Origin of the sequence: Flavobacterium sp. NRK F7, assembly GCF_024054195.1 — a bacterium.
Classification (GTDB): domain Bacteria; phylum Bacteroidota; class Bacteroidia; order Flavobacteriales; family Flavobacteriaceae; genus Flavobacterium.
Window position 1 is genome coordinate 1,722,238 of sequence record NZ_JAMXLB010000001.1, and the last position, 20,513, is coordinate 1,742,750.

Sequence of the window (20,513 nt, forward strand, 5' to 3'; positions counted from 1 at the left end):
AGGCTTTTTTTATTGGATTTCATTAGGATGGCGAAATTCAAATGGATTGATATTTTGTATAAATTGAGGTGTCAGTGCTATTTTTCCTTCTGTACCAAAAAGTATAGAAGGTTGAAAAGGATCTTCCGTAAGGATGTAAGTACCAAAACCACCTTCTTGGTCTTTTAGATTAGGAAAAGCAGTTGCAAAAAGAATTCCCCAAAGTGAAAGCAAAGAAGTTTCACCCACATGACAACCCAATCGCACCGTTTTGTTTTGTTCTTGAAAAAGTTGGGCGATTTCCAAGGCACGAAAATAACCACCATTTTTGCTTATTTTCAGATTTACACCTGTGAAATATTCCTTTGTAGCATGAAACTGAGCAGAAGCTAAGGTGGTAACCGATTCATCCGCGATTAATTCGATAGTATCTCCAAAATGCTTGCGAAAAGCAGCACACGATGGATTATCTTTTTTATGAAAAAGTTGTTCAAAACAGCGAATACCTAAATCGACTAAAGCTTCTATTTCATGGTGGTTTTTATTCCATTCCCAAATTTCATTTCCGTCCAAACGAATCGAAGTGTGGTTCCCTAAAAGTTCCCGTATTCTAAGAATACGTTGTTTGTTTATTTCGTTATCCGAATGAATTTTAAGTTTGGCACTTTTAAATTGCAATGCCGAATAAAATTGGCCCATTTTTTCAAAAGTAGTCGCTTCTCCTGAATCAAATGCAGCAGAATAGGTAAGCGTTTTTTGTTGGGGTAAACCCAAAACTTCAAACCCATTCTTCTGCTTTTTTCGCATGAAATAGGTTAGTAAAGCCGTTTCAAAAAGACAACGTACCGAAGGGATTGTATCTGGAACGAATTGTAAGGCGTTTGGTATGCTGGCTAAACTTTCGTCAAAATGTAAAAAAATAGAAGGAGCTAATTCCTTTACATTTTCAATCACACTTTCATACGTTTCAAAAGTCACATAATCCCTTGGACAACATTCGCCTATACCTTGAATACCGTTAGTGTCTTCAATAACCATAATGACTGAATCCGTAGTATTGCGTTTTGCCAAATGATGTTCGTAAGAACCTCCTTTAAAAGGAATTTGTAGGCGATATAGTTTTGTAATGGTTACTGTCATTTTCTAGCTCTTTTAAATTTTCGGCCCACTAAATAATAGAATAAATTCCCAAAAGTAGCCGGTGAAAAAGTGATCAATCCGTTGCCTTCTATATAACCCGGATTCTTCTTTACGAAAAATTGAATGTATTCGTTTTGCAAATCTTTTTCCGTTAAGGTGATTTCATCTGCTAAAAGAACGCGATGTGCTTTAGATACGATACCCGTTTGCTTGTCATAACTTTCTGGATAATATTTCATACCCAATTCATCGCGAATGGCTTCAAATTCTTTTTGTTCTGCTTTATTCGGATTCGGATAAAAATCCTTTAATCCTTTGGCCATCACTAAATACGGACGATAGCTAAGCGAATCATTCCAAATTACAATTTTATGAAACGGATTTTTAAATTTGAGATGGAGCATAATGCGCATCACCGTTTTTTGAATGAGTTTTTTTCCACGATACTGGGGTAAAATAATGGTTTGACCCAAATAAATTGCAATATATTTTCGAGAAGACGTTGTACAAGAATTTTTCCGAATACCAGTAAAACCAACCAATTCTTTTTTAGGATTGTAGTACATGGCATACAGGTCCAAACGTTGTTGTTTGTCAAGAAAAACCTCACGTTCCACAGTATAGGAAGTTTTGTAAATAGCCCAGATACGTTCTTGTTCGGGTTGGGTTAACGAACCAATAGTTCGAAATTGGATCTGCATCATCTCAAATAAAACAGTTTAATGGTTACTAGCGAAAAATTTTATTTGGGGAATTTTTGCGAAATTTAATCGTGCAAATATAGAGGAAAGATTTGATTTGGGAGTTGATTTATTTCGTGAGAAGAGGCAGACTTTTGGATAATTATTAAAAATTTTGTTAGCATTTATAGGAGTATTTCATTTATTAAATTGACTCTTAAAGTGGAAATAATTTACTATTATTGAAAAAAAATTTATTAACCTGTTTTTAAATTTCAATTATGTTTGCCTCAATAATTTTAATTATTATAGTTTTTGCTGTCTTTGTTATTGGTTCCTATATTTTCATAAAAAGTATAAATTCTGAAAAGGGATTTGTTACGAAATTAAAAAAGGAAAGCAAGTCAGATAAACAATATTTTAAAAACTTAAAAACCAGTTTAGAAGATGCGTACATTATTGATCCAGAAACTGGAGCTAAACTAAGTTTAGAACAAGCTGAATCTGGTAACTGGAATTCAGATGAAGTAGAATATTATGATGATGAAGAAGACCCTTTTCTATCCGATGAGTATCGATTTTTCAAAGAGAGCAGTTCCTACTATATTGAAAACCTTAAGTATGAATTCAAAGAGGTTGCTGATGATGCGATTGACTTAATTGAGTCATTACACATGTTTGCTAAGTATAACGAATATTTTTTTTTCAAGACCTTTAGTAAGGTTGAAAAGAATACCCTGATTGGTTTTGTAGCCGTTAGTTTAGGAAATATAGAATACAGCAGGACCAATCAATTATTTTGTTGGATAAAAAATTTAGGTTTTTCAGGGCATTATATTTTAATTGAAAAAAATAAAGTAGAAGAAAAGTTACTTCAGTTAAATGGAGTGAATTTGAAAACTTTTGGTTCGTATCATTGTGAACCCATTAAGAAGTCTACTTATGAACCCCAATTATTTGACTTGTTTTCTAAATTTTCAGAAATTAAAGGATTGGATATTGAATATAAAGAAGGTCATCTTTTCTTTAAAACAAAAAATGAAATGACTCAAGAAGATATAGATAGATTTGAAGCACTACTCGATCAATTGACATAAAGAATAATTGAATTTCTGAACAATTCTATTTGCAAATAGAATGAAAGTATAATTTTATGGCTAAGATTGCTAGCACGGAAATTGATTTATTGGGAGACAAAAAGAAAGAAAAAAATTAGGTTTAATAATTTAAAATTTATTTTAGTATTAAAGAAAAATAGTATACTTTTCAATCCCTAAAACATTCAAAATGAAATTAGATAAGAAAAAATGGATTTGGTTGGTTGTCCTTATAGCCTTATTTTATATAGACCCTATATACGCTGGCCCTGGAGGTTTCATAGCAAAAGGGTTGTTTAAATCCTTTTGGGGTAAGATTTTATTAGCCCTTTTATTTGTGGTCCTTTTCCCTTTAATTCTATATGTGAAAATTGTAGAATCTATTAAAGTGCGAAAGAATAAAAAGATTTTACAAAAAATAAGCATCAAGAATAAAGCGTTCAATTGGCTACAACTTGAAAAAGAATTTTCAAATAGTATCAGAAGAGTTTACAATGCTTGGTCCAATGAAGACATGGGCGAAGTAAGAGAATATGTCAATCATTGGTATTGGCAAAATCAACAAGCTGTTTTTATTGAACAATGGAAAAGAGATAATTTAAAAAATGTTAGTCGTTTAGAAAAACTTGAAAAAATAAGACCTTTATACTTGGAATTAACAGATAGTCCTGATTTTGAAGGATCACGTATTGCGGTTGCTATCGATGTAGAAGCCGAAGATTATTTAAAAGAAAGAGATTCAGGTAAGATTGTTCAAGGAAAAAGTGGGGTACAGAGTTTAGATTATATTTGGTTTTTTGAATATACAGAAGGCAAATGGTTGTTAGATGAAATTAGAGAAGGCAGTTTATCTTTACAATTTGCGAAACTAGAAAATTCTATTCCAGACAGTTTAAAAGCTGGAATTTTAGCCTAATTTAAAAAGCCGATTCTTGTAATCGGCTTTTTTAATATCTTTTTTCGACTTCTATTCGATAACCGTGTTTGCTTTCGAGCCAAGTCCAATTTCTACCTTTTACATGCGAAAGAGCATCTTTTAAAGCGCTACTGCTTTCTTTTCCAAAACCCACACCATAAGTAACTCTTTGGCATCCTTTGGAATCTGTAGTAACGGTGGAAATAATTACCAAGTAATTCCCCATGTAGCTACCCCAATCGATATTGTCTTTGCTTTCTACACTTTGCCAATCGGGATTATTTCGTTTTAATTCGGTAACCGCTTTCCTTTCCAATTCAGAGGAACTCGAAGCACCATAATACACTTGGTAACCTAAGTCGGTTGAATTACAACTAGTTGCTTTTTTTGCAATGGATACCACAATATTGTTTTGTTGCGCTTTCACAGTCAATCCTAATAATAGTGAGATGACACTCATAAAAATCAATTTTTTCATGCTTTTACAATTTAAGTTTTGCCTTAGCTCATTTTTGGTTTTGTAATATTTCGATCTTAACCAAAATGAGAAGATGCAAATGTTAGTATATCATACTCAAATTTAGTCTTTTGAATTGCGGTCTACAATACAAACTTTTTGGTATTTTTTGAATATAGATTGTTTGTAGTTTAACACCTTAGATTGGAATTTTCGAGTTGCTTTTATAATGAAAAGCAGCAAGTATACGAACACATAAGAAGTAGAAGAGGAGATAGATGAGATAAATACTTGTTTGTTTAATAGTTTAATTTATTATCCTTTTTATTCTTAATTATAATTAGCAAAACAATAAGTAAAAGATAAAGAATCGTTTCTCTTAAAAAATCAGTTGATGTGATTGTATTATTAATATAGGCAGAAATTGACCACATAAATAGAAATAATATTCCAAGAATTAGTATAAAAAAATATTTTTGCATAAACTGTTTAGGCTTATTAATAATAAATTTTAGTGTTGAGGTTTTATTTCTTTGAAAAGTTGTTATTCAAAATCAATGATACGAATTGAATTTCTACAAATATAACGAAAGATAATTTTATGGCTAAGATTACTAGCACGGATTGTAAATCTGCGCTATCGGGGTTGTCTTCGTCTTTCCTTACAACTCCGCTTTGAAAATCCTATAAAACAAAAAAAGAGCAAAATTACTTGCTCTTTTTCTCTTTTTATAGAATTTATTCGTGACCTCGACAGAAAAAAAACTTGAAGCGTGAGCCCTTTAAAATCAAGGGTTTTGTTCTTTATTGGGCAGTTTTTGGGTATTTTATACTCATACTTATATAAATATTTTTTTAAAATTATTAGGGTTAATTATTCAATTTTTTTAAATGTTCCAAAATGTTCTTCAATATCATTTATTTCCTCAAATTTTAATTTAGCAATTCCTAAACCTAATGGAAAATATGGATGAGCATTGTCATAATTATAAAAAAACTTTATAACCGATATTGAAGATGAAATTATTTTGAAAATTTCTTTTTTTAATAACTTGTTATAAAGTTCCGATTCAAGTTCAGTTCCATTATCTATTGTTTTTTGATGCACGATATTGTTTCTTAGTTGTTCAAGATTTTCAAAGTCTTTCCAAAAAATCTCATCAACAATATTGCTAGTGTTTAAAATTTTAGGTAATAAATCTTTAATTTTTTTTGATGTCGGCATCCATCTTTCAATATTTTCTTTTGACCAGATTTCTTTTATCTTTTTATCATTAATTTTTTCATAATTAAAATCTTCTGGAATAGCAGCATTTGCAAATGATTCTACAGCTATATATGCAAAGATAACACTAGTAGTTATTGATTCAAAATATTCATAGAGTATAGGTTTATCTATTGTTTCTAATTGAATAAGTTCATTTGGATATTTGTCAAATATATTTTTTAAAAGTTTTTTTGATTGTTTATAAGATTTTTTCATCAAACTAAGAGAAAGAGAAATATTATTTGGAGTGAAATATATTATTCTTTTGTTTGAATGTTGAGCTTCTTTACCTTTTTCCAAAAAATAAAATTTGTTTTTTTCTTTAGAAGAAAGTTTAATAGATCTTTCATCTCTTATATCTTTGTCTAAATTATTTTCGTCCTTAAAAGCTCCAAATTCATATTTGTGATTGAAATCTTTATAATATTTGTTCTTCTTCAAAATTTCATTTGAAAAATATTCTAAAAGCTTAAATCTTTCCCATATCTTTTCATCTTCATTCATTTTACTCATTAAATCTTCTTCATTGACAAGATTTTTAACTTTAACATCTAATAAAATGATACTATCATAAGTTAAGCCTAAAACTATTTCACCATAAAAGATTAAATCTTTTTCAGTTTTTTTGAAATATGGTGTTTTCAAAAATATCGTTTCATTAATAAGAAAAAATGTTTTCACATCATCATATTCTTTATCTTTTAACCAAATCCATTTTTCTGGTAGATTTCGTTTGAGAGAGTCAAAGTATTTTGATAGTCTAACTTTTTTATTTTTATTAGAAATAGTTAAATCTGTAAAAATTTCGTTTTCTTTCATATAATAAATTATCTATCTCAAATGTATTAATATTGTTATTGTATCTTGTTGATATTTATTCAAATATAACTTTTTTTTAAATTAAAAGTCACTACCCATTCAGTTTTTTCTGGGCAGTTTTTGGGTAGTTAATATATTTTTTAAAAATGTAACTTATTGAAAATCAAAAATTTAAAAATATTGGTTTTTGAGGTTTGAATACCAGTATTTTAAAAAATAAAACCCTGTAAATCAATTGTTTACAGGGTTTTGTAAGAAAATTCTGAGTGACCTCGACAGGATTCAAACCTGTAACCTTCTGAGCCGTAATCAGATGCGCTATTCAGTTGCGCCACGAGGCCTATTTGAGGGTGCAAATATAGGTATATTTGATTAATTTGCAAATCAAAAAATAAAAAAAATCAAAAAATGTTTGGGTTGCTTTTTTAGCCTTTTTTGAGTTTTAATCTAAACTCCTGATAGTGATGTAATAACGATATGCTAATAAGGCTTTTTGCCATTTGCTGGCTTTGGTAACATCTAGTTTTTGCTTGGTTAAACTAGGTAAAATTAGTTTGTTCAGTTTGGCCAAAAATTTATACATGCGTTTGTTTTTGACAAAGATACATAAAAAAACATCCTGTGTGTACAGGATGTTTTGATTAGCTTATTATATTTTTTTTAATTCTTCCGCTCTTCTTTTTTGTTCGGCTTTGTCGCGTTCCATTTCAGCTTTCATTCTCATTTTCTCTGCTTCTAATTGCTGTTTCAATGCTTCTTTGTGCGCTTTCATTTCCATTTTATGTGCTTCCATCGCTTCTTTATGCGCTTTCATCATCGCTTCTTGATGCGCTTTGTCTTGCACTCGATACGCTTCTTTATCTTTTATTTTTTCTACGTAGACATAACGATTTTTCATCATTTTTTCTTGATAGGCTTCCATTTCTTTTTCAAACTTTTCCATTTCTTTTTCGAAAGCTTTCATATCGGGTTCAAAACCTTCCATTTCCATTTCGTACTTTTCCATTTCTCTTTCGAATTGTTTCATTTGAGGTTGCATTTTTTTCATGCTCATTTCAAAAGCAGCCATTTTTTCTTCAAATTCTTTCATGGCTTTTTCACTAGTTAAGTCGGAAGGAACTGCTGGTGGAGCAGGAAAATTAGGTGGACTTGGTGGAGCAGGTAAAGCTTTCATTTTGCCTAATGCAGGTGGTGCTGGTGGAGCAGGAGGCGCTGGTACCTCTTCGTCATCAAAAGCATACGCCACAACATCTTCATCCTCTTCATTCTCATCGTTGTTTCGGTACACGTATACTGCTGGTTTATTGCCAGAATTGCTTAGACTTTGGAACCCCATATTTCTCTTGCCATTGTGGTTATTCATGAAAAACACAAAAGGTTTAATAGGTTCGTCTCCAGAAATTTGAGAAGATCCAGAATTTCCTTTACCATCTTTATAATCTACTTTTAAACCAACAATTTCATTGGCAGCATTTCTTTTAATTTTAGAAACTTTAACCGTTACATCATATTTTTCTTGTAAGTAAGTCGTTTCTTTTTTGATTTGTTCATCGGTCGAATTTTTGTCAATACGAAGCTTCACTTTTTCTTGTGATTGTTGTGCTTTTTTAGGAGTTTGTTTTTGACTTTCTTTTACCTGAGCGATAGTTTCAATTTGGAAACAGAAAATAAAACCTAGTATTAGCGGTAAAGCAATACTGTATTTCCAAAGTTGTTTCTTTGAAGAAGGATTGGTGTTTAACATAACGATTCGTTTTTTGATTAATGATTGATAAAATTGATTAGTAATTGATAATTGATTCGCACAAATAACCGCTTTCAATAAAGTTTTTTGGTATTCATACGTTTTATTGGTTTGTGCAGATGTTTGTTGGTCTGCAATAAATTCTAAATTTTCTAAAATGGCTTTTCGGTAACGCCAAACCATTGGGTTGACCCAAAAAAGCAAACACAAGAGTTTACTGATTAAGACATCTATTGAGTGTTTTTGTTGAATATGGATTTTTTCATGTACCAAAATCAATTCCAATTCTTCAGGCGAGAAGTTTTGCTTGTTGATTACTAAGTAATTAAAAAAGGAAAAAGGATTCTGACTTTCATTGGTTTCTACCAAAACAATTTTCTCCGATTTAATTTTTGTTCCTTTTTTTATGATTCTAAAGAAAGAGAAGAGCTCTATCAAGAGTTTGCCTAAAAAGAAAATACAGACTAGAATATAACAACTAAATAAGAACTGATTCCAGTTAAAGGGTTTGGTTTCAACTTGATTTTCAAAGGAACCTAAAGGTATGTTTTCATAAACATAACTGGTCGAAATAGGTTCTGGGTCTACCCAAATAATAGTAGTAAATGAAAGGAGTGGTAAAACGAATGAAGTAGCAATACCTAAAAGTAAAAAAATGCGATTACTTTGAAAAAAAGTCTCTTTTCTTAACAGAAAATGATAAGCGAAATAGAAAACCAATAGTAATCCATTTACTTTTAGAATATATAACATCAGGTTTTCCATACTACTTTTTCTTTTCTATGATTTCTAAAATTTCACGAAGCTCGTCTGCTGAGATTTTTTCTTCTTCAGCAAAAAAAGAAACTAAATTTTTATACGAACTATTGAAATACGTATCAATAGCGGTATTCATGAATTTTTTTCTGTAGTTTTCAATACTTACAATAGGAAAATATTGATGTGTTTTCCCATAAGCGGTGTAACCTACATAGCCTTTTTCTTCTAAATTTCGTACTATAGTAGATAGCGTATTGTAATGGGGTTTATCTTCGATAATTTCTTCCATGATGTCTTTTACAAAAGCTTTCTTCAGCTTCCATAAAATCTGCATGATTTCTTCTTCTTTATTCGTTAATTTTTGCATAACTCTTTTTTTGTTACACAAACCTATAACTATTTTTTTAGTTTAACAACTATTTTTTTAGTTATTTAACTATTTTTTTAGTTTTAAAGTAATTGCTTTTTCTTTTCGAAGTAATACTAAGGTGAAGTAGCCTAATAGTGTTCCTATAATACCAAGGCTTCCCATAAAAAACCAATTGTATTGATAGCTATTGGAAAATTCAATAATAAAGAAACCAGTTTTGGCAGATAGAATATGCGCAAAACTATAACTCATTGTAAAAATAGCCATATAGCGACCTTCATGTCCTTTTGGGGCACGACTCATCGCGAAGGAATTGGAAAAAGGAAAAGCGAGCATTTCTCCAAAGGTCATAATGAACATCATTATCCAAAGCACTATTTCCCATTGGTTAATTAAAAGGAGATACATACACAATCCCATGATAAAAGTACCAATGGTAACCACTTTTACTTTGTCAAATTTTTTACGTTCAATATAGCTTACAATTGGCATTTCCATAAAGAAAATAAGAATTCCGTTAAAAGCTAAGAGTAACCCAGTACGCAACTCGGTTAAGTTGAATTGTTCTTTATGATAAATAGGTAAGGTAGAGAATAATTGGAAAAAGATAATCCCATTAATCAAACACATAATCAAGAACGTCCAAAACGGACCATCTTTAAAAACAGATGCGGTTAAAATTTCTCCTGGATTTTCTTTGTTTAAATAAGAGGAATGTTGTTTTTCTTTTACCATAATCCAAAAGATAAGAATGGCAGCCACACAGGTAAAACCATCTACCCAAAACAATCCTTCGTAACCAATATTCATAATAATCAAACCGCCCAATGCAGGTCCGGCTGCGAAACCTAAGTTAACAGCCAAACGAACTAAAGTTAGGGCGCGTGTGCGATTTTCTGGTTTAGCATAAGCCGCCAAAGAAACGAACATAGCGGGTCGAAACATATCGGCAATGGTCATGATTAAAAAGATAGCAACTAATAAACCTTCATAAGTGGTAATGTGTTGTAAACCAAAAAACATGAGTCCGCTTGTAAGCAAACTAAAAATCATTATTTTATAGAAACCAATTTTGTCGGATAATTTTCCTCCTAACCATGAGCCTAACATTGAACCACAACCAAAACTAACCATAATCCATCCTACTTGATCTAGTGAGAAATTAAGGTCTTCTTTTAAATATTTGGATAAGAACGGTAACACCATAGTTCCAGCTCTGTTAATGAAGGTAATTAAGGTTAAAATCCAGATTTCTCTAGAAAAACCTTTAAAGTTCTCGATGTACTTGAAAAATGCTTTTTGTATCATGATTGGGATTGATTTTCAAAGGTACGAAATCGGTTTTTTAAAATTATATAAGTCAAAATATATATTTTTGCAAAAAAAAAAGAGATGTTGAGAATTGGGATACTATTGTTTTGGATAAGTTTTTCTTTCGCACAAAATAGTGAAGTAGAAGCAGTATATGAATTTCAAAAAAAGATGAATGCTGAATTTGCAGATGCTGCAGAGAGTCCGTTAACAGAAGAAGATAGAGCGCAGTTTAAAGGGTTGGATTTTTACCCAATTAATGAAAAATTAATTGTTGAAGCAATTTTTAAAAAAGCTAAAAAAGAAAAACCTTTTAAAATGAAAACGTCTACCGATAGAACACCTATGTATGTAAAGTTTGGTACGTTGTATTTCGAATTGGAAGGGAAAGCATTTCAATTGAATGTGTATCAAAATATGGAATTGTCTAAAAGACCAGGTTTTAAAGATTATTTGTTTTTGCCTTTTTCAGATGCAACATGTGGTAAAGAAAGTTATATTGGTGGGCGTTACATTGATATGCGAATTCCAACCACAGATAAAGTTATAATTAACTTTAATAAAGCGTATAATCCGTATTGTGCTTATAATTATAAATATTCCTGCCCAATTGTGCCTTTAGAAAATGATTTGGATATAGCTATAGAAGCAGGAGTTAAAAAATTTCATGATTAATGCAATTTATCAACTTACATACACATTCCTTTACAAATGATACTTCTGTTTATGAAGTAGTCAATCAATATCCTTGGGAATTTCAAGAAAGTATTCCTAATTATTCCATCGGGATACATCCTTGGTATATTGATGGCAATCGAGTGGGAAGAGATTTAGCTTGTATTGAAGAAAAATTAGCATCAACCAATTGTATTGCTTTAGGAGAATGTGGTTTAGACAAACGGATTGAAATTCCTTTGGAAAAGCAATTAGAGGTTTTTAAAGCCCAATTGGCATTGGTACAAAAAACAAATAAACCTGTAATTTTGCACTGTGTGGCTGCTTATCAGGAAGTAATTGCCGTGAAAAAGGAAATGAATGTTCAAAATCCAATGATCATTCACGGTTTTTCCAAAAATGAGCAAGTCGCGCAATCGCTTTTAGATAATGGATTTTATTTGTCTTTTGGTAAATATTTATTACGAAATCCAGAATTAGAAAGTGTGTTTCAAAAAGTACCCATGGATCGATTTTTTTTAGAAACCGATACTATTGAAGAAACCATTGCTCAAGTGTATGAAAAAGCTTCAGAAATGAAAAATATACCTATCAATGAACTCAAACAAATAGTGAAGAACAATTTTGAAGCAACATTTAAAAGAGAATTTTAAACCTTTAAACAATTAAAAAATTTAAACAGAAAGATAAATGGCAAAGTGGCAAGAACGAGCAGTTTTATTATTTAAAGAAGAAGGAATGCATAAGTTAACCCATGCAAATGTATTGGTAGTAGGTTTAGGTGGTGTTGGTAGTTTTGCAGCCGAATTTTTAGCACGTGCAGGAGTAGGAAGCATGACTATAGTGGATGGTGATACAGTTGATATTACCAATATAAATCGTCAGTTACCTGCTTTACACTCTACAGTGGGTGAACCCAAAGTGAAAATAGTAGGTGATCGTTTATTAGATATTAATCCGGAATTAAAACTGACTCGTATTCAAGAGTTTTTATCTCCAGAAAGAGCTTTTGAATTAGTTACACCAGAATTTGACTATGTTTTAGACTGTATTGACAGTGTAACTCCAAAGCTAAACTTAATTATTGCTTGTAAAAGGAAAAAAGTAAAAGTGATTAGCAATATGGGAGCAGGAGGAAAGTACAATGCAGAGAATGTAAAGGTCAGAGATATTAGTAAGACCGAATATTGTCCGTTAGCTAAAAACGTGAGAAAGCGTTTAAAAGCTGAAGGAATTTCAAAAGGAGTAAAAGTGGTATATTCAGACGAACGTCCGGATTATACAAGTATTAAAACTACCGATGGAACCAATTTTAAAAAGTCTTTTTATGGAACCAATAGTTGGATGCCTGCTTTATTTGGTTTGCATGCTGCTGAAACCGTAGTAAAAAATTTAATCAAGTAATTAAGAAGTTTCTATCTGAGCAGATAAATGTTCAGATAGAAACCCTATTTTATTTAAATAAATCCATACCAGGAATATCTGGCATGCCTTCCTTCGCTACTGCTGCTAACTCCGCTTCGTTTACATTAGTCGCTTTTTCAATTGCTTTGTTTAAAACCGTTACTAAATAATCTTCAAGCATTTCTTTGTCTTCTAATAAAGTATCGTTAATTTGTATCGATTTAATACTGCGATTAGCAGTTAAAGTTACTTCAAGTAGTCCGTCGCTACTTTTTTCATCAATTAAAACGGTATCCAAACGTTTTTTTGTGGCTTCTACTTTGGCTTGGGTTTCTTTGATTTTACCCATCATTCCCATTAGGTCTCCAAACATAATATTTAATTTTTTTATTAGTACAAAAATACTAAATTAGCTGTTAACTTTAAATGTATAACTTCATGAAAAAAATCTCTTTTTTCGTTCTCATTTCAATTACTTTTGTTTCTTTGCAAGGTCAAAACAAAACAAAAAAAATGAACGAAAAATTACAAACACCAATTGCTAAGAAAATACCTCATGACTTAGAAAAACACGGTGACATTCGTACAGATAATTATTTTTGGTTAAACCAAAGAGAAGACAAAGAAGTTATTGATTACCTGAATAAAGAAAATGAATATTATGAAGCTATGACGGCTCATACCAAGCAACTTCAGGACGATTTATTCAAGGAAATGAAAGTGAGAATTAAGGAAGATGATACTTCGGTTCCTTATTTTTATAATGGATATTATTACATCACACGTTTTGAAACGGGTAAAGATTATCCTATTTATGCTCGTAAAAAAGGAAGTCTAGAGGCCAAAGAAGAAATTATGTTTGATTGTAATGAATTGGCTAAAGGACAAGCGTATTTCAACTTAAGTGGCTTGAGTGTGAGTGAAGATAATAAATGGGTAACTTTTGGTGTAGACTTGGTTTCTAGAAGACAATATATGATTCAAGTTAAAAACTTAGAAACAGGTGAAGTTTTATCTGAATTAATTGAAAATACAACAGGAGGAACAACTTGGGCAAGTGATAATAAAACTTTTTTCTACACGAAAAAAGATCCTAAAACCTTGCGTTCCGACATGATTTACAAACATGTATTACACACAGATGTAAAACAAGATGAATTGATATATCATGAAAAAGACGATACTTTTTATTGTTTTGTTTACAAAGAAAAATCAAAAAAATATATTGTAATTGGTTCTTCAAGTACGTTAACTTCGGAGTATCAATTTTTAGAAGCCGATAAGCCTAATGGTACTTTTAGAATGTTTCAAAAAAGGACTAGAGGTTTAGAATACAGTATTTCTCACTTTGGGGATAGCTTTTATATTGTAACCAATAAAGATAAAGCGACCAATTTCAAACTGATGAAAACTCCTGAAAATGCTACTGGAATGGAAAACTGGGTAGATGTAATTGGACATAGAGAAGATGTGCTTTTAGAAGGAGTAGATATTTTTAGAGATTATCTTGTGGTAGAAGAACGTTCTAACGGATTAAATAAAATTCAAATTAGACCATGGAAAGGGGAAGGAGCTTATTATTTACCTTTTGAAAGTGAAACCTATACCGCTTACACAACTACCAATCCAGATTTTGATACTGATATATTGCGTTATGCTTATCAATCCTTAACAACTCCTTCTTCGGTAATTGATTTTAATATGAAAACCAAAGAGAAAGTGGTTTTAAAAGAACAAGAAGTTTTAGGAGGTAAGTTTGATAAAAATAACTATGTAGAAGAACGTATATGGGCTACCGCAACAGATGGTACTAAAGTGCCTATTTCTATGGTGTACCGAAAAGGAATGAAAAAAGACGGTTCCAATCCATTCTTATTATATGCGTATGGTTCGTATGGTGCATCTATGGATCCTTATTTTTCAACGACACGTTTAAGCTTATTAGATAGAGGCTTCATTTATGCCATTGCTCATATTAGAGGGGGAGAAGATTTAGGTAGACAATGGTACGAAGATGGTAAATTATTGAAAAAGAAAAATACATTTACTGATTTTATAGATTGTTCTAAATATGTAATTGCTGAAAAATATACATCAGCGGAACATCTTTATGCGGAAGGCGGTTCGGCAGGTGGCCTTTTAATGGGGGCTATTATTAATATGGCTCCAGAATTATATCATGGAGTCATCGCTCAAGTGCCTTTTGTAGATGTGGTAACAACGATGCTTGATGATAGTATTCCTTTAACGACAGGAGAATATGACGAATGGGGAAATCCAAATGAAAAAGAATATTATGAGTATATGAAATCGTATTCTCCTTATGACAATGTAGTCGCTCAAGTGTATCCAAATATGTATGTTTCTACAGGTTTGCATGATTCGCAAGTGCAATATTGGGAACCTGCAAAATGGGTAGCAAAATTAAGAGTTACGAAAACTGATAAAAATTTATTATTCTTGCATACTAATATGGATGCTGGGCATGGTGGTGCTTCAGGACGTTTTGAGGCCCTTAAAGAAGTGGCTAAAGAATTTAGTTTTTTGTTAGATTTAGAGAATATTAAGAAGTAGTTAATTTTTTTTTGTTAAATTTGCAGGGTTTTGGGGTTGTTAAAACACGATAATTTACCTCAAATATAATTTAGTTTTTATGAGAGAAGAAATAAATGCCTACAACAATGTTTTAGAGTTAATCGGTAATACACCTCTAATTAAATTAAATAGAGTAACTGAAAATATAGATGGCAATTTCTATGCAAAAGTAGAGGCTTTTAATCCAGGTCATTCTACCAAAGATAGAATCGCATTATATATTATTAATGAAGCAGAAAGAAGGGGTATTTTAAAACCAGGCGATACAATCATTGAAACGACTTCTGGTAATACAGGATTTAGTTTAGCAATGGTTAGTATCATAAAAGGATATGATTGTATTTTAGCAGTAAGTTCCAAATCATCTAAAGATAAAATAGACATGCTTCGAACAATGGGAGCAAAAGTATATGTTTGCCCAGCAAATGTTTCTGCTGATGATAAAAGATCTTATTACAGTGTTGCAAAACGATTACATGAAGAAACCAAAGGTTCTATTTATATCAATCAGTACTTTAATGACTTAAATATTGATGCACATTACAACACTACGGGGCCTGAAATTTGGGAACAAACCAAAGGTCAAATTACGCACTTAGTAGCCTGTAGTGGAACGGGTGGAACTATTTCTGGAACAGCTCGTTTTTTAAAAGAAAAGAATCCTAATATCAGAATTTTAGGTGTGGATGCTTATGGTTCAGTATTGAAAAAATACCATGAAACCAAAGAATTTGATAGTGAAGAAATTTATCCTTACCGTATTGAAGGTTTAGGAAAGAATTTAATCCCTACAGCTACTGATTTTGATATGATTGATAAATTTATCAAAGTTTCTGATGAAGAAAGTGCGCATACTGCTAGAGAGATTTCTAGAAAAGAAGGTCTTTTTGTAGGTTATACTTCAGGAGCTGCGATGCAAGCGGTAAAACAATTTGCAGAAGAAGGTGAATTTACAAAAGACAGTAATATAGTAGTAATCTTCCCAGATCACGGTTCAAGATACATGAGTAAAATCTATAGTGATGAATGGATGGGAGAACAAGGTTTCTTTGATAGTGTCAATATTGAAGAGGCTCAAAAAATTGAAATTATTAAGTAGTACAATTACTTATGGAATATAAAAAACTCCGAGAAAAATCTCGGAGTTTTTTGTTTTATAAATTATATAAAGTTATTTCTTGAGGTATTTTTTATATTTTATTGAAGCTAATATACCAATAACAATCACTCCAGCTAAAATGTATAGATAATAGGTAACATTTTGTTTTTCTCCAGAAGCATAAGAGTGTAAGCCACTTAAGTGAAAGTTCACTCCTACATAGGTCATTACAATTGAAGCAAAAGCCAAAACACTGGCAAAGTTGTAGAACCATTTGCCTCTTAATCCAGGTACTAATCTGGCATGAATGACAAATGCATACACAAAAATACTAATTAATGCCCAGGTTTCTTTTGGGTCCCAACCCCAATAGCGACCCCAACTCTCATTGGCCCATTGTCCGCCTAAAAAGTTACCAATGGTTAACATGACTAAACCAACTGTTAAAGCCATTTCATTTATGTAACTTAATTCATCTATAGCTAACTTTGTTTTCTTCGCATTATTTTTTGTGGTAAAAATCATTAAAAACAAGGCAACTAAACCTAATATCATTCCTAAGGTAAACGGTCCATAACTCGCCACAATAACAGCTACGTGTATCATTAACCAATACGAATTTAAAACAGGCTGTAAATTTCCGATTTCTGGATCCATCCAACTCCAGTGCGCCACCATTAACAATATTGAAGCTACGAATACACCAGCAGCAACAGTTATTGAAGATTTTTTTAATCTTATATTTACAAGCAATAAATACCAAATTGGATATGGAAAACCAAGTAACAACGTAAATAGCATCGTTGCCCAAGATACATAAATCATACTTTCATACGCATTGCTCCAAGGTGCATGTCCTGATACATACCAACGTGCTATTAATCCTAAAGTATGTAAAGAGAAAAATACAAATATTGTTACATGAAAAAAGTTTACCGTATAATTAATCCATTTAGCAGATGAAAACAATTGATAAATCGCAAATCCAAGCATTAAAACTCCAGCTAGCATGTAGAGGTAAAATAGTCTTTTGAAAATATCATATTTATTATACTTAACTTCGGTATTAATCTTTTGATCAGAAAGCATTACAGCACTACCATATTTTTTTTGATAGGCTTTTAATCCTTTTAAAATGGAATTGGGAAGTTTGTAATCTTTGCTTTGGGTTGCTTTGGAAACGGCATCTAAATAAAAAGGAACAATATTTTTGATGCTGTCTAGTGCTGTTTTAGTAGAATCATTAATTTCTAAATAAGAAACCCATTTGTTGTTTTTATCATTTGGTATTGGGAAAACACGTAAAATTTTACCGCTTAAAGCATCATACAAAAGGTTTACTTTTTTGTCTGCTTCTATAAAATCTTTTTGAAAATTATTAGCTACTTGTGCTCCATAAGCTTCATCTAGATAAGGAGCTAGTTTGTAATTGCCTTTGGCATCAAAAAAGTCAATTAAAGCCGCAAATTTTGCTTTTTTATCTATACCTGCAATTTTTCGGATACTGTCATTTCCTCTTTTTAAATAAATAATTGGCATCGTATACCAATATTGAGGAAATTGTGTCATAGAAATGAATGCTTGATCTGAATTCATGTCATTATAAGTATCACTTTTAGATACTTTTCGCAAAAGCTCAGAAGAAAAAGTATTGATGGGTTTCATTCGACCTCCTTGGTCTTGAATAACCATTTTTCCAAATTCTGAAGCATGTTCTTCAGAAACCTTATATTTCGAAAGAAATTCAAATGCTTTTTTAGCATCTGTTATTTCATTTTCATGAGTATGCTCTTGGGAATATCCAATAATTGTAAAGAAAAACAAAAATAAAGTGGCTAATAAATTTCTCTTTTCCATTGTCTTTTTTATTCTTTTCTTTAAATCTCCAAAACGTGTGTTTTTATCAAACAATATGGCCATTAAACCAAAATACAATAAGAAGTAACCAATATAAGTCGTCCAAGTACCTAATTGATCATGATTTACAGATAAATGAGAGCCTTTTTCATCTGGATCAAAACCTGCCTGAAAAAAACGATATCCCCTATAATCTAAAACATTGTTCATGTAGATACTATCTCTGAAAATATTGTTGTTTAGTGTGTCTTGTATTTCAACTTTACTTTTAAAGGCAGAATAACTTTTTTCGGTTCCAGGGTATTTATCTGCAATGAAATCTTCTAGCTTCACTGCAAAAGGAGTTTCATATGTTTTACTTCCAAAAAATAAAGTAAAGTCTAAATCTCCAATTGTAATGGTTTGTGGAACACCTTGACTTCCTTTGGAACCTAATAAAGTAAGTTTCTCTTCTTTCCCTTGACTAATAACTTTAACAACTAAAGCGTCTTGAGTTTGTTTGTCACTGTAATTGTTATTAGATTGATAAGTGATGGTGCCTTTTTTAGGTGCTTCGGGAAAAACAAATTGGCTGCCTGCAAGATTGTATAAAGAACGTAGTTGTAAAGATTGAATCGTGTCTTTGCTTACGATACCTTGAGATTGGTCGGCCATTTTCATATAATTACCAGCAAATGGAGTTTTCAAAGTCAAGCTATCATTCGCATAGAAGATATTAATAGCTCCATCTGTAGGTTGGTTGAAAGCATATAAAATGTTATGAATATTTTGAACTTGACCTTCTTTTAGGTAATGTTCGTGTCTTGAGCCATCACTAGATTCTACTAATTTTAGATAATACATTCCATTAGGATCTTCTTTAATAGATTCACTAGCATTCATAATGAATTGTTCGTATTCTATTTTGAAAGGAATTTCATTAAAATCACCTTTAATAGTAAAATCATTAGAGAACAAAGGTTTTAAATACCAAGCTACATCTTCTGGTGCAAAATAATTACTTTTCTCAAAAGAACGTCTCCTCATCTCACCATTGTATTTACCGTCTACAAAACCATATACAAAAGTTTTGTCAGAATAAATTTTATTTTCGGTTTCTCCTTCACGAATTAACATCATGCCTTCAAAACTTACATAACGTGTAATGAAAGCTCCAATTAAAATAAATAAGAAGGAAAGATGTAAGAGAAAAGTAGCCCATTTTTCTCTTTTGTACAATTGATATCTTTTTATGTTTCCAGCAAAATTAATGACAAAAAATGCCATAATAACTTCAAACCACCAAGCATTGTAAACTATAATTCGAGCGGTTTCGGTATTGTAGGCATCTTCTATAAAAGTTCCCGCTGCCATTGATGCTGCAAATATTATAAATAAAACAGCCATTAAACGTGTAGAGAATAAAAAAGAGAATATTTTTTTGTCCATTTCTGTAGTAGTAATTTAAAACGTTTGCAAAAGTACTTAAAAACAAAAACTTTATTGCAATGTTTAACAAGTCTTTGTTAAGTTTTAAGAAATTGTTTTAATAGAGCATTTTTATTTCTTTAATGTCATATTCATGAATGGTGTCATCTTCAAGTAAAACCATTAGTTTTCCAAAAGAAGAAACGCCTTGAATGATTCCCATAAATTGTTTTTTTGAAGTATCTTCAAAAGCAACAGGTGTCCCTTTTTTATAGAGGTACGAATGATATTTTTTCCAAAGTAAACTAGGGTTTTCTAATTGATTATAATGATGTTTTAATGAAGCTAAAATTTCATCTAAAAGTAACTCTTTGTCGAAAATTTTGTTTTTTAAAATTGCCATAGAGGATGCTTTTGGTAAATTTTCAAAAGCCTTTTGATTTACATTTAAGCCTATACCAATAATTGAATGAATACTTCCGTCTGACTTAATTATATTTTCGATCAAGATGCCACAAATTTTTTTATTTTCTGACAAAATGTCGTTTGGCCATTTGATATGCAATTGTGACAATTGATATTTTTCTAGAACTTTAATAAGTGCAATGGATGCCAGAATGTTGATGGTGTATATTTCGCTTGTAAATGCTGGATTGTGATTTGTAAATATACTGAATGTTAGGTTTTTACCGTCTTCAGAGATCCAGGTGGCTCCTCGTTGACCTTTTCCTTTACGTTGGTTTTCGGTTACTACAGTAGTGAAGTTGTCCAAGATTTGAGTAGCTGACAATTCTTTTAAAAAATTGTTTGTGGAGTCTATGGCATTGAGTTTGATAATATTCATTTACAAAAAATGTAAAGTTTTATTTTTAATCTTATGTTAAGGTTCAAAAATAAAGACAAAAATTGGTAACTTTGCATAAACTTATAAAATTTA

18 protein-coding genes and 1 tRNA gene are annotated in these 20,513 nt (G+C 31.2%); 7 read left to right on the forward strand and 12 right to left on the reverse strand.

The features are described from left to right. Nucleotides 1-9: 9 nt before the first annotated feature. The gene (locus NHF47_RS07520) at nt 10-1,119 is read right to left on the reverse strand and encodes an enolase C-terminal domain-like protein (protein ID WP_252764342.1); all 1,110 of its coding nucleotides are present in this window, start codon (nt 1,117-1,119) and stop codon (nt 10-12) included. Next, on the reverse strand, nt 1,116-1,823 hold the full coding sequence (locus tag NHF47_RS07525) for a hypothetical protein (RefSeq protein WP_252764343.1): 708 nt from the start codon (nt 1,821-1,823) through the stop codon (nt 1,116-1,118). Before NHF47_RS07525 ends, NHF47_RS07520 begins: the two co-directional genes overlap by 4 nt. A gap of 257 nt (nt 1,824-2,080) precedes the next feature. Here NHF47_RS07525 and NHF47_RS07530 point away from each other — a divergent pair, with 257 nt between their 5' ends. Next, the gene (locus NHF47_RS07530) at nt 2,081-2,896 is read left to right on the forward strand and encodes a hypothetical protein (protein WP_252764344.1); all 816 of its coding nucleotides are present in this window, start codon (nt 2,081-2,083) and stop codon (nt 2,894-2,896) included. Nucleotides 2,897-3,086: 190 nt separating this feature from the next. Then, a complete protein-coding gene (locus NHF47_RS07535; protein ID WP_252764345.1) occupies nt 3,087-3,812 on the forward strand; it encodes a TIM44-like domain-containing protein in 726 nt (241 codons plus the stop codon). A gap of 31 nt (nt 3,813-3,843) precedes the next feature. Here the strand turns inward: NHF47_RS07535 and NHF47_RS07540 are convergent, their stop codons facing one another. The 7 genes from NHF47_RS07540 to NHF47_RS07570 all read right to left on the reverse strand — a co-directional run bounded on the left by NHF47_RS07540 (nt 3,844) and on the right by NHF47_RS07570 (nt 10,536). Beyond that, nucleotides 3,844-4,290 (reverse strand): hypothetical protein, encoded by a 447-nt coding sequence (locus tag NHF47_RS07540; protein ID WP_252764346.1) that lies wholly within the window; start codon nt 4,288-4,290, stop codon nt 3,844-3,846. Nucleotides 4,291-5,143: 853 nt separating this feature from the next. Further along, the gene (locus NHF47_RS07545) at nt 5,144-6,355 is read right to left on the reverse strand and encodes a hypothetical protein (protein WP_252764347.1); all 1,212 of its coding nucleotides are present in this window, start codon (nt 6,353-6,355) and stop codon (nt 5,144-5,146) included. 267 nt (nt 6,356-6,622) lie between these two features. Further along, nucleotides 6,623-6,696: transfer RNA gene (locus NHF47_RS07550), tRNA-Arg, on the reverse strand. A 101-nt stretch (nt 6,697-6,797) separates the two neighbouring features. Then, complete coding sequence (locus tag NHF47_RS07555) at nt 6,798-6,938, reverse strand: SsrA-binding protein (RefSeq protein ID WP_140999305.1); 141 nt, start codon at nt 6,936-6,938, stop codon at nt 6,798-6,800. A gap of 66 nt (nt 6,939-7,004) precedes the next feature. Next, nucleotides 7,005-8,864, reverse strand: a complete 1,860-nt coding sequence (locus tag NHF47_RS17280; protein WP_308219260.1) for a M56 family metallopeptidase — start codon at nt 8,862-8,864, stop codon at nt 7,005-7,007. A 1-nt stretch (nt 8,865) separates the two neighbouring features. Beyond that, on the reverse strand, nt 8,866-9,225 hold the full coding sequence (locus tag NHF47_RS07565; protein WP_140999307.1) for a BlaI/MecI/CopY family transcriptional regulator: 360 nt from the start codon (nt 9,223-9,225) through the stop codon (nt 8,866-8,868). Between the two features lie 69 nt (nt 9,226-9,294). Further along, nucleotides 9,295-10,536 (reverse strand): MFS transporter, encoded by a 1,242-nt coding sequence (locus NHF47_RS07570; RefSeq protein ID WP_252764348.1) that lies wholly within the window; start codon nt 10,534-10,536, stop codon nt 9,295-9,297. Nucleotides 10,537-10,620: 84 nt separating this feature from the next. Here NHF47_RS07570 and NHF47_RS07575 point away from each other — a divergent pair, with 84 nt between their 5' ends. The 3 genes from NHF47_RS07575 to NHF47_RS07585 are packed head-to-tail and all read left to right on the forward strand — an operon-like array spanning nt 10,621 to nt 12,618. After that, a complete protein-coding gene (locus tag NHF47_RS07575) occupies nt 10,621-11,214 on the forward strand; it encodes a DUF1684 domain-containing protein (RefSeq protein WP_252764349.1) in 594 nt (197 codons plus the stop codon). Next, entirely contained in the window at nt 11,214-11,867 is a 654-nt protein-coding gene (locus NHF47_RS07580; protein WP_252764350.1) for a TatD family hydrolase, read from the forward strand. The genes NHF47_RS07575 and NHF47_RS07580 overlap by 1 nt, the downstream gene beginning before the upstream one ends. A gap of 37 nt (nt 11,868-11,904) precedes the next feature. Beyond that, nucleotides 11,905-12,618 carry a ThiF family adenylyltransferase gene (locus NHF47_RS07585; RefSeq protein ID WP_252764351.1) on the forward strand — a complete coding sequence of 238 codons (714 nt, stop codon included), beginning with the start codon at nt 11,905-11,907 and terminating at the stop codon, nt 12,616-12,618. A 49-nt stretch (nt 12,619-12,667) separates the two neighbouring features. Here the strand turns inward: NHF47_RS07585 and NHF47_RS07590 are convergent, their stop codons facing one another. Beyond that, nucleotides 12,668-12,991 (reverse strand): YbaB/EbfC family nucleoid-associated protein, encoded by a 324-nt coding sequence (locus tag NHF47_RS07590; RefSeq protein ID WP_140999311.1) that lies wholly within the window; start codon nt 12,989-12,991, stop codon nt 12,668-12,670. Nucleotides 12,992-13,131: 140 nt separating this feature from the next. Between NHF47_RS07590 and NHF47_RS07595 the strand changes: the two genes are divergently transcribed. Continuing rightward, complete coding sequence (locus NHF47_RS07595; RefSeq protein ID WP_252764352.1) at nt 13,132-15,192, forward strand: S9 family peptidase; 2,061 nt, start codon at nt 13,132-13,134, stop codon at nt 15,190-15,192. 79 nt (nt 15,193-15,271) lie between these two features. After that, complete coding sequence (locus tag NHF47_RS07600; RefSeq protein WP_252764353.1) at nt 15,272-16,312, forward strand: PLP-dependent cysteine synthase family protein; 1,041 nt, start codon at nt 15,272-15,274, stop codon at nt 16,310-16,312. A gap of 72 nt (nt 16,313-16,384) precedes the next feature. Here NHF47_RS07600 and ccsA read toward each other — a convergent pair whose 3' ends face one another. Both ccsA and NHF47_RS07610 read right to left on the reverse strand, forming a co-directional pair. Further along, complete coding sequence (gene ccsA, locus NHF47_RS07605) at nt 16,385-19,597, reverse strand: cytochrome c biogenesis protein CcsA (protein ID WP_252764354.1); 3,213 nt, start codon at nt 19,595-19,597, stop codon at nt 16,385-16,387. 97 nt (nt 19,598-19,694) lie between these two features. Further along, complete coding sequence (locus tag NHF47_RS07610; RefSeq protein ID WP_252764355.1) at nt 19,695-20,420, reverse strand: biotin--[acetyl-CoA-carboxylase] ligase; 726 nt, start codon at nt 20,418-20,420, stop codon at nt 19,695-19,697. Nucleotides 20,421-20,513: the final 93 nt, after the last annotated feature.

Coding starts and splice junctions, on each gene's coding strand:
- NHF47_RS07520 (WP_252764342.1), bottom strand. CDS start 1,119: ATGACAGTAACCATTACAAAACTATATCGCCTACAAATTCCTTTTAAA.
- NHF47_RS07525 (WP_252764343.1), bottom strand. CDS start 1,823: ATGATGCAGATCCAATTTCGAACTATTGGTTCGTTAACCCAACCCGAA.
- NHF47_RS07530 (WP_252764344.1), top strand. CDS start 2,081: ATGTTTGCCTCAATAATTTTAATTATTATAGTTTTTGCTGTCTTTGTT.
- NHF47_RS07535 (WP_252764345.1), top strand. CDS start 3,087: ATGAAATTAGATAAGAAAAAATGGATTTGGTTGGTTGTCCTTATAGCC.
- NHF47_RS07540 (WP_252764346.1), bottom strand. CDS start 4,290: ATGAAAAAATTGATTTTTATGAGTGTCATCTCACTATTATTAGGATTG.
- NHF47_RS07545 (WP_252764347.1), bottom strand. CDS start 6,355: ATGAAAGAAAACGAAATTTTTACAGATTTAACTATTTCTAATAAAAAT.
- NHF47_RS07555 (WP_140999305.1), bottom strand. CDS start 6,938: ATGTATAAATTTTTGGCCAAACTGAACAAACTAATTTTACCTAGTTTA.
- NHF47_RS17280 (WP_308219260.1), bottom strand. CDS start 8,864: ATGGAAAACCTGATGTTATATATTCTAAAAGTAAATGGATTACTATTG.
- NHF47_RS07565 (WP_140999307.1), bottom strand. CDS start 9,225: ATGCAAAAATTAACGAATAAAGAAGAAGAAATCATGCAGATTTTATGG.
- NHF47_RS07570 (WP_252764348.1), bottom strand. CDS start 10,536: ATGATACAAAAAGCATTTTTCAAGTACATCGAGAACTTTAAAGGTTTT.
- NHF47_RS07575 (WP_252764349.1), top strand. CDS start 10,621: ATGTTGAGAATTGGGATACTATTGTTTTGGATAAGTTTTTCTTTCGCA.
- NHF47_RS07580 (WP_252764350.1), top strand. CDS start 11,214: ATGCAATTTATCAACTTACATACACATTCCTTTACAAATGATACTTCT.
- NHF47_RS07585 (WP_252764351.1), top strand. CDS start 11,905: ATGGCAAAGTGGCAAGAACGAGCAGTTTTATTATTTAAAGAAGAAGGA.
- NHF47_RS07590 (WP_140999311.1), bottom strand. CDS start 12,991: ATGTTTGGAGACCTAATGGGAATGATGGGTAAAATCAAAGAAACCCAA.
- NHF47_RS07595 (WP_252764352.1), top strand. CDS start 13,132: ATGAACGAAAAATTACAAACACCAATTGCTAAGAAAATACCTCATGAC.
- NHF47_RS07600 (WP_252764353.1), top strand. CDS start 15,272: ATGAGAGAAGAAATAAATGCCTACAACAATGTTTTAGAGTTAATCGGT.
- ccsA (WP_252764354.1), bottom strand. CDS start 19,597: ATGGACAAAAAAATATTCTCTTTTTTATTCTCTACACGTTTAATGGCT.
- NHF47_RS07610 (WP_252764355.1), bottom strand. CDS start 20,420: ATGAATATTATCAAACTCAATGCCATAGACTCCACAAACAATTTTTTA.